Source organism: Pantoea sp. EABMAA-21, assembly GCF_030053335.1.
GTDB classification, from domain to species: Bacteria; Pseudomonadota; Gammaproteobacteria; order Enterobacterales; family Enterobacteriaceae; genus Pantoea; species Pantoea communis.
Genome location: NZ_JASGBX010000007.1, coordinates 1 through 13,307 on the forward strand (window position 1 = coordinate 1; position 13,307 = coordinate 13,307).

General features: G+C 54.1%; 13 protein-coding genes. 4 read left to right on the top strand and 9 right to left on the bottom strand.

Annotated elements, in window-relative coordinates; all coding sequences use genetic code 11:
- Positions 1-173 precede the first annotated feature (173 nt).
- Genes QMZ65_RS11935 through QMZ65_RS11950 form a run of 4 tightly spaced genes read right to left on the bottom strand, consistent with a single transcriptional unit; the run spans position 174 to position 4,656 of the window.
- Positions 174-1,343 (bottom strand): dihydrodipicolinate synthase family protein, encoded by a 1,170-nt coding sequence (locus QMZ65_RS11935; protein WP_283216034.1) that lies wholly within the window; start codon positions 1,341-1,343, stop codon positions 174-176.
- Between the two features lie 16 nt (positions 1,344-1,359).
- Positions 1,360-2,601, bottom strand: coding sequence for an MFS transporter (locus QMZ65_RS11940; RefSeq protein ID WP_058961267.1), 1,242 nt, complete (start codon positions 2,599-2,601; stop codon positions 1,360-1,362).
- Between the two features lie 59 nt (positions 2,602-2,660).
- On the bottom strand, positions 2,661-3,494 hold the full coding sequence (locus tag QMZ65_RS11945) for a sugar phosphate isomerase/epimerase family protein (protein ID WP_160866805.1): 834 nt from the start codon (positions 3,492-3,494) through the stop codon (positions 2,661-2,663).
- 10 nt (positions 3,495-3,504) lie between these two features.
- Positions 3,505-4,656 (bottom strand): Gfo/Idh/MocA family protein, encoded by a 1,152-nt coding sequence (locus tag QMZ65_RS11950; protein ID WP_034827454.1) that lies wholly within the window; start codon positions 4,654-4,656, stop codon positions 3,505-3,507.
- A 247-nt stretch (positions 4,657-4,903) separates the two neighbouring features.
- Here QMZ65_RS11950 and QMZ65_RS11955 point away from each other — a divergent pair, with 247 nt between their 5' ends.
- The gene (locus QMZ65_RS11955) at positions 4,904-5,539 is read left to right on the top strand and encodes a TetR/AcrR family transcriptional regulator (RefSeq protein ID WP_283216035.1); all 636 of its coding nucleotides are present in this window, start codon (positions 4,904-4,906) and stop codon (positions 5,537-5,539) included.
- Positions 5,540-5,543: 4 nt separating this feature from the next.
- On the opposite strand, the gene QMZ65_RS11960 is transcribed toward QMZ65_RS11955, so the two are convergent.
- From QMZ65_RS11960 to QMZ65_RS11980, 5 genes are all read right to left on the bottom strand, one after another.
- Positions 5,544-6,314 carry a 3-hydroxybutyrate dehydrogenase gene (locus QMZ65_RS11960; protein WP_097117779.1) on the bottom strand — a complete coding sequence of 257 codons (771 nt, stop codon included), beginning with the start codon at positions 6,312-6,314 and terminating at the stop codon, positions 5,544-5,546.
- Between the two features lie 14 nt (positions 6,315-6,328).
- The gene (locus QMZ65_RS11965) at positions 6,329-7,720 is read right to left on the bottom strand and encodes a GntP family permease (protein ID WP_097117778.1); all 1,392 of its coding nucleotides are present in this window, start codon (positions 7,718-7,720) and stop codon (positions 6,329-6,331) included.
- 66 nt (positions 7,721-7,786) lie between these two features.
- Positions 7,787-8,971, bottom strand: coding sequence for an acetyl-CoA C-acetyltransferase (locus QMZ65_RS11970; RefSeq protein ID WP_283216036.1), 1,185 nt, complete (start codon positions 8,969-8,971; stop codon positions 7,787-7,789).
- Complete coding sequence (locus QMZ65_RS11975; protein ID WP_283216037.1) at positions 8,968-9,636, bottom strand: CoA transferase subunit B; 669 nt, start codon at positions 9,634-9,636, stop codon at positions 8,968-8,970. Before QMZ65_RS11975 ends, QMZ65_RS11970 begins: the two co-directional genes overlap by 4 nt.
- Complete coding sequence (locus QMZ65_RS11980) at positions 9,623-10,342, bottom strand: CoA transferase subunit A (RefSeq protein WP_034822730.1); 720 nt, start codon at positions 10,340-10,342, stop codon at positions 9,623-9,625. Before QMZ65_RS11980 ends, QMZ65_RS11975 begins: the two co-directional genes overlap by 14 nt.
- Positions 10,343-10,487: 145 nt before the next feature.
- On the opposite strand from QMZ65_RS11980, the gene QMZ65_RS11985 reads away from it, so the two are divergent.
- The 3 genes from QMZ65_RS11985 (at position 10,488) to QMZ65_RS11995 (ending at position 13,295) form a co-directional block, all read left to right on the top strand.
- The gene (locus QMZ65_RS11985; protein WP_283216038.1) at positions 10,488-11,387 is read left to right on the top strand and encodes a LysR family transcriptional regulator; all 900 of its coding nucleotides are present in this window, start codon (positions 10,488-10,490) and stop codon (positions 11,385-11,387) included.
- 648 nt (positions 11,388-12,035) lie between these two features.
- Positions 12,036-12,734 carry a LuxR family transcriptional regulator gene (locus QMZ65_RS11990; RefSeq protein ID WP_283216039.1) on the top strand — a complete coding sequence of 233 codons (699 nt, stop codon included), beginning with the start codon at positions 12,036-12,038 and terminating at the stop codon, positions 12,732-12,734.
- 18 nt (positions 12,735-12,752) lie between these two features.
- A complete protein-coding gene (locus QMZ65_RS11995; protein ID WP_097117773.1) occupies positions 12,753-13,295 on the top strand; it encodes a fimbrial protein in 543 nt (180 codons plus the stop codon).
- Positions 13,296-13,307 lie beyond the last annotated feature (12 nt).

Here is a 13,307-nt window from a genome sequence, read left to right on the forward strand (position 1 = left end):
TGAGAGATTACGGATTTTTGCAGAACTGCCGGATCATTCAACCGATCATTTTTGTCTTAACTGATCGGCATTACGCCAATGGCGGGCTTTTTTTCGCTCTAACCGAGTGAGTCTTCTTTTCCGTCAGAAATCCGGACGGCTTAAATAGCCTCTAACCGCGTTAAGCCGAAAGGCTAAATACCGTGCATTTTCGCCAGTAGCCACATGCGTTCAGCAGCCACATCCGCGTTATTCAGCAAACCAGCCTCATCCGCCAGTCTGAACGCTTCAGAGTAGTGCGTCAGACTGCGCGCACTCTGCATGCCGCCAAGCAAGGTGAAATGCTTCTGATGGCCATTCAACCAGGCCAGGAACACGATGCCCGCCTTGTAATACTGCGTGGGTGCCGAGAACAAATGGCGTGCCAGCGGCACTGTCGGTGCCAGTATGCGTTCAAAGGTGGCGCGATCGCCCTGCGCCAATGCATGCAGTGCGCTGGTGGCGGCCGGTGCAATGCCGTCGAGGATACCCAGAAGCGCGTGCGAGAAACCTTGCTCATCCCCGGCGATCAGTTCGGGATAGTTAAAGTCATCGCCGGTATACATTTTAACGGAAGCCGGCAGCAGGAGCCGCATCTCAATTTCACGATCTTTATCCAGCAAGGAGATTTTTATCCCCTCCACTTTTTCCTGATTTTCGCGAATCACCGCAAGGCAAACCTCCATCGCACTGTGAATCGTCGCGCCGCCCCAGTAACCGCGTAGTGCGGGATCAAACATGTCCCCCAGCCAGTGCAAAATAACCGGCTCACGCACCTGGCGCAGAAGCGTGCTGTAAACGGTGATGTAATCCTCTGGCCCTTTAGCAATGGCGGCGAGCGCGCGACTAGCCATTAAGATAATACGGCCGCCACAGGCTTCGATTGCTGAGATTTGCTGCTCATACGCGGCAATCACATCCTGTAAGGTCAGTTGGGAAAAGTCCGTCAGATGATCGGTGCCAGCCCCGCTGGCGACCCGTGCCCCCGGATACGCTTTCGCTTGCTCAACGCTGCGTTTTATAAGCTCCAGCGCGGTTGGCCAATCCAGCCCCATGCCGCGTTGCGCGGTATCCATGGCTTCCGCGATGCCCAATCCCAGCGACATTAAATGATCGCGATATTCCAGCGTGCTGTCCCAGTCAATCGCCATATCGCTATGTGGATTTTGCATGCGCTGCGGGTCGGCAACCACATGCGCAGCGGCATACACGTCACGGTTAAATAGCGGTTTCGCCGGTACGCTCCAGTGGCGCTCACCCTGCATGATGTAGCTGTAGGGCTGACCGTTGCGATCCAGTAAACGCACTTTATTGCTCACAGACATGGTTCTGTTCCTTATTTCAGTGTTTTGCCAGATGCCCGGACGGCATCACATTCTGCGAACTGTTGTGGCTTCCGATAGGCAGGCGACGCACCCCCAGCAATACCAGGCTGCTGCAGATAATGACGCAGGCGGCCACCAGCCAGACCGGTTGCAGGGTGTAATGCTGCGCGTAATAACCCGCCACAATTGGCGAGATGCCGCCCGCCGCCATCCCCATATTCATCACAAAGCCGATGGCGGAACCGCGCAGAGAAGGCGGCACCAGTTCAGCAGTGAGCGAGAGAACAATGGGTGTAATCGGATAGCCAAGGAAACCGAGGATCAGCACCAGCACAATCACCAACGGCACCGAAAGATTGAATGCCATGGCGGCCATCACCAGCCCGCTGATAAAAGTAATGGTCATCAGAATGGTGCGACGGCGTTTGAAATCGCCTTTATCACAGTAGCGTCCCAGCACAAAGCCGCCCAAAGCCCCGGTAATGCCGAGCAGGCTGGCGATGGTGCCTGCGGCACCAATCGACAGATTTTTTACCTGCATCAAATAGCTCGGTGCCCACAGCAGCACAATCCACCAGCCTGCCAGCAGCACGAAATAGAACGCAGCCATCAGCAACACCGGCGCATGGCGGAACAAGGTTTTTAATGGCACTTTTTCCGCTGCCTGGCGTGCAATCAACTCGGCAGGTTTACGATCATTTTTCACCAGCACCAGATACAACAGCGCCACCAGCATGCCCATCGCGCCCGCCACGTAGAACACCACGCGCCAGCCAAAGATCGGACCGAGCATGGCGCCCATCCAGGTGCCAAGGAATCCGCCAATCGGATACCCCATCCAATAGAGCGACATGACCGTTGTGCGCTGTTTTTCGCTGGTCACGTTGGCCACTTCGAGCGAGGCGGCAGGCCAGAAGATGCCCTCACCGATGCCCGTCATCACGCGGTAAAAAATCAGGCTGGTCATGCTGCCGGCGACACCCGTTAACAGTGTCGCCAGTGAAAACATCATCAGGCCGAGAATCAATACCGGTTTGCCGCTTAACTTGTCGGCGATAATGCCGGAAATGAACAGAAAGACGATGAAGCCAAAAAAGAAGGAGGAGAGCAGAATGCCACTCTCCGCTTTACCGAGACCAAACTCTCCAGCGATCAGCCCGATGGCTGATGACACCGTCATGCGATCCACCGAGTACATCATGTAGCCAAGGCCGCACAGCACGGTGACCAGAATCATTTTGCGGGTATCTGTATTCATCTTTTCCTCGACAATGTCTGTGACCGACGAAAACAGCTTTTCAGCTCTGTCAGATACGGTTAACCGTGCGCCAGATGGCGAGCCTTGCAGGTCTTAAGCACCTCATCTGGATCCTGAGTCCACCAGTTCAGGCGGGAGAAAATTTCCACTTCATGTAGTCCGCGATAACCCTGGGCTTCTACCGCTTCCCGCATCGCGCGGATATCGATAACGCCATCGCCCATCATGCCGCGATCCTCCAGCAGATCCCGCGTAGGCGTTAGCCAGTCGCAGATATGAAACGCCAGCAGCCGTTTCAGACCCGCACGGGCGATTTCCTGATAAAACTCAGCATCCCACCAGGTGTGATAGACATCGACGGCAATCCCCAGTCCGTCGTCGCCCAGCTCATCGCAGAGGTCGTTAGCCTGTTTCAGCGTGTTGATGCAGGCACGATCCGCCGCGTACATGGGATGCAGCGGTTCAATCGCCAGCGGCATGCCGCCCGCGCGGGCGTACTCCAGCAGAGCGCTGAGTCCATCACGCACTTGCTGTCGCGCCCCCGGCAGATCTTTCGAACCTGGCGGCAAACCGCCGACCACCAGCACAAGGCACTCTGCGCCCAATTCCAGCGCTTCATCCACCGCTCGCTGGTTGTCGGCCAGGGTCGCCTGGCGTGCTTGCTGATCAACGCCGGGAAACATGCCGCCCCGGCAGTAGCCACTCACCCGCAGATCGTGATGACGAATCAGCCGCGCCGCTTCTGCTAAACCGATGTTTGCTACCTGATCGCGCCACGGCGAGATGCCGCGAATCTCATGGCGCGCACAACCTTCAATGATTTGGCGTAAATCCCACTGCTGGCGCACGGTCGCCGTGTTGAGCGAAAGCTGTTCGGAATGGGGACGACTCATGTTCGGCTCCTTAGCGTTCCAGCGATGGCACATCAACCCAGCGACGCTCTTTCCAGCTTTTCAATGCCAGATCGACCAGTTGCAGACCTTTGGCTCCTTCCAACAGATCCCAGCGATATTCCCCTTCGCCCCAGACGTGGCGTAAAAACAGCTCCCACTGCACTTTGAATGCATTGTCGTAGACCTGGGTATCCGGCACGCTGGCCCAGTCATCGAAGAAGTTATGGGTTTGACGGATATCCGGATTCCAGACCGGCTTTGGCGTATTGACGCTAGCCTGCGTAAAGCAATCGCTAAGGCCAGCCACCGCTGAACCGTTGACGCCATCCACCTGGAATGTCACCAGATCATCGCGGCGCACGCGCACGCACCATGAACTGTTGATCTGAACAATCGCGCCGTTGTGCAGTTCGAAGGTGGCGTACACCGCGTCATCCGCCGTGGCGTCATAAGGTTGCTGCTGTTCATCCCAGCGCTGTGGAATGTGGGTTGCGCCGATGCAGCTCAGGCTTTTGATTTCACCGAACAGGTTGTCGATGACGTAGCGCCAGTGGCAAATCATGTCGAGGATAATGCCGCCGCCATCTTCGCTGCGGTAGTTCCAGGATGGACGCTGGGCCGGTTGGCGATCGCCTTCAAATACCCAGTAGCCAAATTCACCGCGCACCGATAACACACGACCAAAGAAGCCGGATTCATTTAGCAAACGCAGCTTTTGCAAACCCGGCAGCCACAACTTGTCCTGCACCACGCCGTGACACACGCCTTTTTCTTGTGCGAAATGGTATAGATCCAGCGCATCATCCAGCCCCATCGCTACCGGCTTTTCCGAATAAACGTGTTTCCCCTTGCTGATGGCTTTCTTCAGCAAAGCCGGACGTGCCTGGGTGGTGGCTGCATCAAAAAAGATGATGTCATGCGGATTATTCAGTGCTTCATCAATGTTGGTTCCCCAACGTTCGATACCAAATTCCCGCGCCAGCGCAGCCATTTTTTCCGCGTTGCGGCCAATCAGAATCGGATCGGGCATCAATCGGTCGCCATTGGCCAGCGCCACACCGCCCTGCTGCCGAATCTGCACAATCGAACGGATGAGATGTTGATTTTTACCCATTCGCCCGGTCACGCCGTGCATGATGATGCCCACTGGAATCTGCGCCATGTATTCACCTCAAAGTCGTTTGTGATGGAAGTAACACGTTCAACATCTATTTCAACGCTCCGCCGTTCGCTGATTCATAATCAATCAACTAACTGGTTGATGACGTCACTATAATGGGCAGAAAGAGACCTGACTTTGATCGAATTCACATAACCAACTAGTTAGTTGAAAATCTTTTGCCCTTGTTTTATGCGCAAAAAGAGGCACTATAATGCTCAGTAAAACAGTGATATGTGGGGATTCTGCTTTGGTTGATCGTGTTGCGAGTAACATTGAGGATGTCACGGATAAGCAGGTGCGGATACTGATGGCCGCGCGCGCAGAGTTCGCTGAGAAAGGATTCGACGGTGCACGCGTTGATAGCATCGCCGAACGCGCTCATGCCAATAAGCAACTGATTTACTACTACTTCACTAACAAAGACATTCTGTTTACCCGCGTGCTGGAAGAAGCCTATCGTGACATTCGCGAGCAGGAAGCAGCCTTAAAGCTCGATCACCTCCCCGCCGATCAGGCAATTTTGCAGCTGGTGGAGTTCACCTGGCACTATTACCTGAAAAACCCCGAGTTCATTCGCCTGCTCAACAGTGAAAATCAGCTCAAGGCGCGGCATCTCAAAGATTCTGACATCACCGTGCAGATTAATCAGAGCTGGAGCAGTATCACCCAGCAATTGCTGCAACGAGGACGCGCCGAAGGAAACGTGCGCGAGGATATCGATGTGATGCAACTCAACATCAATATCTCCGCGCTGGGCTTTTTCTATCTGATCAATCAGTCAACGCTGTCGATTATCTATCAGCAGGATCTCAGTGCCAAAGCGGCGCTGGATGAGCGCCTGCACGTGATGAAAGAGTGTATTGCCGCGTGGATAAAGCCGTGATGCATTACTGCGCCAGCCAGCCGCCATCCATGTTCCAGGCCGCGCCGCGCACCTGCGCACCGCCCTCACTGCACAGAAACAGCACCAATGCTCCCAACTGCTCAGGTGTAACAAAAGCCTGAGCAGGTTGTTTTTCTGACAATAACGCCAGGCGCGCGGTTTCGGCATCCTCGCCGGCTGCAATGCGTTTATCGATCTGCTGCTGCACCAGCGGCGTTAGCACCCAGCCCGGACAGATGGCGTTGCAGGTGATCGGTGATTGCGCGTTCTCCAGCGCAATCACTTTTGTCAGCCCTACCACCCCATGCTTCGCAGCGACATAGGCGGCTTTCTCTTTCGATGCCACCAGCCCATGCACGGAGGCGATATTAATGATGCGCCCCCAGTGACGTGCCTGCATGCCGGGTAAAACGGCGCGACTGGTGTGAAACACCGAAGAGAGATTGATGGCAATAATCGCATCCCACTTCTCTACCGGGAAAGATTCCACCGGCGCGGTGTACTGAATACCGGCATTATTTACCAGAATATCTACCGCACCATAGTGCGCTTCCGCCCACTCAATCATCGCGGCAATTTGTTGCGAATCGGACATGTCTGCCGCGTGATAGTCCACTGTTGCCCCGGTGGCAGCGATAACCGCTTTTGCGTGTTCCACTTCGCCAAAACCGTTGAGTATTACCGTGGCGCCTGCCAGTGCCAGTTGCTCCGCGATACCTAATCCGATACCGCTGGTAGACCCGGTCACCAGTGCCACTTTTCCCGTTAATTGCATCGATTCATCCTCCTTCAGACAATGCCGGTGAGGTAAAACACCCCAATCACAAACAGCACGGCCAGACTTTTGATAATGGTGATGGCGAAGATGCCACCATACGCTTCTTTATGCGTTAACCCGGTGATCGCCAGCAAGGTGATCACCGCGCCATTGTGAGGCAGTGTGTCCATCCCGCCGCTGGCCATCGCCGCCACGCGGTGCAGCACTTCCATCGGAATCCCCGTGGCCTGCGCCGCCTGCACGAAGTGTTCTGCCATCGCTGCCAGCGCAATACTCATCCCGCCCGATGCCGAACCGGTGATCCCCGCCAGCACGGTAATACTGATCGCTTCATTGAGCAGCGGGTTGGGAATCGCCTGCAGCACGCCAGACAGCACGACAAAACCCGGCAACGCAGCGATTACCGCACCAAAACCGTACTCGGAGGCGGTATTCATCGCCGCCAGTAACGCACCGGCGACCGCCGTACGACTGCCTTCTGCCAGACGACCGCGAATGTTGCGCCAGCCAAAAATCAGCACCACCAGAATGCCGCTGAGCAGCGCCGCCTGTACTGCCCAAATCGCGGTGGTTTTCTTAATATCGGTGAGAATCGGCGTGGGATTTCCCGGTAGCGTGACGCTGCTCTGCGCGCCGTACCATGACGGGATCCACCAGGTGAAGCAGAGATTGAGCACCCCGACCAGAATCAGCGGCAGAATGGCGATCAGCGGATGCGGCAAGCGAACATCTTCTGCTGTTTCTGGCTCATTCTTCAGGTTAGTGCCATAGGGTTCCTGGTTGGCCTGTGCCCGACGGCGTTGCCGATCCAGCCACAGTAAGCCCACCACAATAATGAAGAGTGAACCGATCAACCCCAACCATGGCGCAGCCCAGGCGTTAGTGCCGAAGAAACTGCCGGGAATGATGTTCTGGATTTGTGGCGTGCCGGGCAGTGCATCCATGGTGAAGGAGAACGCACCCAGAGCCACCGTTGCCGGAATCAAGCGCTTAGGGATATTGCTCTGACGAAACAGTTCTGCGGCAAACGGATAAACAGCAAAGGCCACTACAAATAGCGACACACCGCCGTACGTCAGCAGTGCGCACACCAGTACAATCACCGGGATGGCATGGCGACGCCCCAGCAGCGCAATGGCCGCCGTGACAATCGAGCGTGAGAAGCCGGATAGCTCAATCAACTTGCCAAAGATGGCACCCAGCAGAAACACCGGGAAGTAGAGCTTCACAAAGCCCACCATCTTTTCCATAAACAGACCGCTGAACACCGGCGCGACCGCAGCCGGTTCGGTTAACAGCACCGCTAACAGCGCGGCAATCGGGGCGAACAAAATTACGCTATAGCCGCGATAGGCGGCTAACATCAGCAACCCAAGCGCAGCGAGGGCAATAACGACACTCATGTTGCTTCCTTATTATTTTGTAGGGTTGAAGGTAAAGACATTGCCAAAAATTTGAATCGGTCCGCCTCAATCCGGGCGTTCAACCGCCAGGGCGACGCCCATACCGCCGCCAACACACAGCGTTGCCAGACCGCGCTTTCGCTCACGCTGCTGCAAGGCATGAATGAGCGTCACCAGAATGCGGCAGCCGGAGGCACCAATCGGATGACCCAGCGCAATGGCACCGCCGTTGACATTGATCCGTTCCGGCTGCCAGTTAAGCGCTTTGCCTACCGCCAGAGCCTGCGCGGCAAAGGCTTCGTTAGCTTCGATTAAGTCCACTTGATCCAGCTCCCAACCAGCCTGTTTCAGGGCTTTATTGGTGGCAGCCACCGGGCCGATACCCATCACCGCAGGATCCACACCGGCCATGCCGCTTCCGGTCAATCGCGCCAGCACCGGCAGCCCTAGAGCAGCGGCGCGTGATGCTGACATCAACAGCACGGCGGCCGCGCCATCATTCAGGCTGGAAGCATTACCTGCGGTCACGCTGCCGTCCTTTTTAAAGGCGGCATGCAAACGCGCCAGCCGCTCTGCTGAACTGTCCGCGCGTGGCTGTTCATCTTCACCGATCACCAATGTCTCGCCTTTAGCCTGCGCCACCGTGACGGGCGTGATTTCTGCACGGAAGGCGCCCTGCTGCTGTGCCGTCACCGCTTTCTGTTGGGATTGCAAGGCAAAGGCATCCTGATCGGCACGGCTAATGTGGTATTCGTCGGCCAGATTCTCGGCAGTGATCCCCATGTGGTAGTCGTTAAACGCATCCCACAGACCATCGTGGATCACGCTGTCCATCAGTTGACTGTGCCCCAAACGACAGCCGCCACGCGCATCCGGCAGCAAATAAGGGGATTGGCTCATACTCTCCTGACCGCCCGCGATAATGATCTCGGCGGCACCGCTTTGAATGGCTTGTGCGGCCTGAATCACCGCTTTCAGCCCTGAGCCACACACCATGTTCAGCGTGCTGGCTGGCACGCTGTAAGGCACGCCCGCCGCCACGGCCGCCTGGCGCGCAGGGTTTTGCCCGCATCCGGCGGTGAGTACCTGCCCCATAATGACCTCATCGATTAGCGCGGGATCGAGCGCGGTTTGATTCAGCAGTGTGGCAATCACCTGCTGGCCCAGTTCTGCAGCAGTAAGAGACGCCAGCGCACCGTGAAAACGGCCGATGGGCGTGCGGGTGGCTGCCACAATCACACATTCGTTCATGATGCCTCCTTTGAAAAACGCATTTCACGGACATCATCGGCGATGCGTAATTGCCCGGCCGTCTTTGCACGGATCTCATCCAGCGTGACGCCCGGCGCATACTCACGCAGCACAAAAGCGCCCTCTTCAATCTCCAGCCAGCCGAGTTCAGTAATCACTTTACGAATACAGCCGACGCCGGTAAGCGGCAAAGTGCATTCGGACAGCAGTTTTGATTCGCCATGCTTTGATGCGTGCGTCATCATCACGATGATGTTTTCCGCACCCGCCACCAAATCCATCGCGCCGCCCATGCCCTTGACCATTTTTCCGGGGATCATCCACGATGCGATGTTGCCGCTAACGTCCACTTCCAGCGCGCCCAGCACGGTAAGATCAACATGGCCGCCGCGGATCATGGCGAAAGACTGTGCCGAATCGAAGATTGCCGCACCCTTTCTTGCGGTCACCGTCTGTTTGCCGGCATTGATCATGTCGGCATCCAGTTCGGCTTCGGTGGGAAACGCCCCCATGCCCAACAAACCGTTTTCCGACTGCATCATCACGTCCATGCCCTCAGGTACGTAGTTGGCCACCAGCGTCGGCATGCCAATGCCAAGATTGACGTAATCGCCATCGCGTAGCTCCTGCGCCACGCGCTGCGCCATCTGTTCACGCGTGAGCATGTGCGCCTCCTTCACTCAGGGTGCGTTTCTCAATGCGTTTCTCGAAGTTGCCCTGTATCAGGCGATCGACATAAATGCCCGGCGTATGAATAGCTGCTGGATCCAGTTCACCTGGCGCCACAATCTCTTCAACTTCAACAACGGTGACACGGGCAGCCATCGCCATCAGTGGGTTAAAATTCTGCGCAGTGTGGCGATAGATCACATTGCCGTACCAGTCCGCTTTCCAGCCTTTGACGATGGCGAAGTCACCGCGGATCGCTTGTTCCAGAATGTAGTGGCGCCCATCGAATTCTCTGACTTCTTTACCTTCTGCCACGGGCGTGCCATAGCCGGTGGCCGTATAAAATGCGGGTATACCCGCGCCGCCTGCGCGCACTTTTTCCGCCAGCGTCCCCTGCGGCGTGAGAATCACTTCCAGCTCACCGCTGAGCATCTGCTGCTCGAACAGCGCGTTCTCACCGACGTAAGAGGCGATCATGGTTTTGATCTGCCGATTCTCCAGCAGCAGCCCGAGGCCAAAGCCATCCACTCCGCAGTTATTCGAGACCACGGTCAGCCCCTTAATGCCCTGCTGACGAATTTCGGCGATGAGATTTTCTGGAATGCCGCACAGGCCAAATCCCCCCGCCAGCAGCGTCATGTCGTCTTGCAATCCAGCCAGCGCCTGCTGATAACTGGTGACGCGTTTGTCTAATCCTGCCATTGCTGTACATCTCCTCAGCTCACCGAATAAAGCCATCCTCGCGTCACAAAAATGATTTGTTAATTTTGTTTTTATTGGCCTTTCATTTACTTTTCTTATTAATATTCTGTTAATCGTTGTTTTACATAAAGTTAACAAAAGCAAAATGAAAATGACTATCAAGCAGTTACGCGCGTTCTTAGCGGTCGCTCACACTTTGAGTTTTGCCCAGGCCAGCGAACGTCTGGCGATTTCGCAACCGGCGCTGAGCCTGGCGATCAGCGGATTAGAAGAAGCGTTGGGCGGACCGTTGTTTATGCGCACCACTCGCCACGTATCACTGACGCCGGAAGGTGAGATCTTTTTTCCCATGGCGCGACGATTGCTGGCGGATTGGGAAAATGCCGAAGAGGCGATGCATCTGCGTTTTACGCTGCAACTGGGGAAAGTGTCGATTGCCGCCATGCCCTCTTTTGCTGGCAACCTGCTGCCTGCGGTGCTGAAGGCTTTTCGCCAGCGCTATCCCGGCGTCAATATCGCGGTGCATGACGTGATCAATGAAACGGTGTTGGAGATGGTTCAGGAGGGACGCGTGGAGATGGGTGTCGCCTTTGAACCCGAACTGGCCGATGCGCTGCACTTCACCCCTCTGGGTAGCGACCGCTTTGTTGCCGTGGTGCCCGCTGATAGCCCGTTAGCGAAAAAGCCACAGCTGAGCTGGCGAGAACTGCTGCATCTGGATTTCATTACCTTGCAGCGTCCATCAGCGGTGCGTCTGCTGCTTGAGCAGTCACTGGCACAGGCCGGCAGAAGACTCGATGTTGCTTACGAGAGTCACCAATTGGTCACCGTTGGAAAAATGGTCGCCAGTGGATTGGGGGCCAGCGCCGTACCTGCACTCTGCATTCAGCAGATGCGCGAGTTGGGTGCGGTCTGTGTGCCGCTGGTCGCACCACAGATTGAGCGGCGAGTGGGCATTTTGCGATTGAAACAGCACCAGCTCTCCCATGCTGCCGCCGCACTGGCACAAACCATGAGTGACGAATGTCGCTGGCCCGACTCATAATTCAGCGTTAATTCACAACGTAACCTCAACCAGACAATATTTGTCGCCTGGTCTTCCTAAATGCACAGTCTTTTTTTATCAATTAAATAAACACCAGACATTAACAATTGATTTAGCCAAATAAAATATTTCGTAGATAAATCATAGCCAGTAAGCTGAACCCTCATCCGCTTTGATTAATTGTACTAATCAAAGCGGTCACAAGATTGCTAATGATATGTAAAAATCTTCTCCGCGCGGACATTTTAAGATCAAATCCACCCTGCATTAGGTGTAAGAATAATCCTAAGAGAGATAAATATCCCCTTCCGTAAGGTGAACTTCATTACTCAATTACCTCGCCGCATCACAACCCACAGACCAGAGGCAGTTTTCATTACATCAAATAAAAATTAAAAATCCTGAATTCTCACTTTTCACACCAAAGATAATCAGGCTCAACACTGACGAACATTCAATTATTTAGCAATTAATGCTATCTAAATTTTGATCCTAAAAGCTGATTTTCACCATTAATCCTGGGGGATTTAGAAAGTTCTTAACTCTATAGGGGTATGAAACGATGACGATCATGCCAAGTTGAGAAAAGACAATGGAATTTTAAAAATCACCATCCCGTACAACCTAAGACTTTTCTGAGGGTAAGAAATGACTGATTTCCTTAACTCGTTGAATAAAAACAATTATCCTGCCAGGATATCCGCAGCTCTTACAGGAGCGGATGAGTTTGTTATGAAAAATACCACACGAGAGGACTTACGCTGTGCCAGTTGCAAATATGGCTGCCAGCTGACGAACCGAAGCAACGATATTCTTAATCGCTGTCCAATACAAAAAATTGCGATTTGGCCGGGGAACAATCATTTCCTGATTAAAGGTGTACTTTCATTAGTCGCTGGTCGCTATGAAAGTGTGTTTTGCCGGGGATGTATATTCGTTGATTTTTCGCGAGAAAACTTACGTTATCTCACCAATAAAAACTGGATTGATTATCTGAAATCCACCGGGCTGACCATCGTTTTGGTCTCCGATCGACCGCTGGCCGCTCTGGCTGCACACTGGATAAAGAGTGAGGGAATCCACTCCGTTATTTATTGTGAAGACCGGTTAGAGGATATCAAGAAGGTGATTAACAGTACCTATTATGGTTTAAAAGGAGGCGCAACAAGGAGAGTTAATGCACTGTCGAATGAGGAAGTAACCTTTCTGGATTTAGCCTTAAAAGGGAATTCACTTTCTGCCATTTCGATAGCAATGAACCATGAGATGAAAAAAATTTACAACATCAAAGATTCGATTCGACGAAAGACCGGTACCAGCCTTAATCAGCTGATCTCGGGTCACTAAGTAAAAGGATTACACGAAATGACGCAAACACATAAAACACTGCTTTCACTGGTTATCACCGGTGCCCTTTTCTCGGCCTCTGCCGTTGCAGCGTCCGATAACACCATTAATTTCCAGGGTGAAGTGGCTGATGAAACCTGTTCCATCTCGGTGAATGGCAATGCTGCCTCACCGGTGGTGCTGATGCCAACTGTGAGTAAATCCGATCTGGCTGCCAGCGGTGATGTCGCCGGTCAAACCGCCTTTACCGTAGGTTTGACCGGTTGTACCGGCAACTCAGCTTCCTCAACAAAAATTTCAACGGTGTTTGTCGGCAACAACGTGACGGCCAATGGCAACCTGGCGAATACCGGCACCGCAAAAAATGTTGAGGTCCAACTGGTGGACAGTAAAGACGCGGTGATTAACCTGACAGGCGGCTATACCGGTGATGGCGACCTGACGCTTGCCGCCGATGAGACCGAATCCTCGGCCACTTATAAAGCACAATATTATGCCAATGGTGTCGCCGCTGCCGGAACCGTGGCTGCTTCATTACAATACGCTGTGACTTACCAGTAATAATTAATCAGC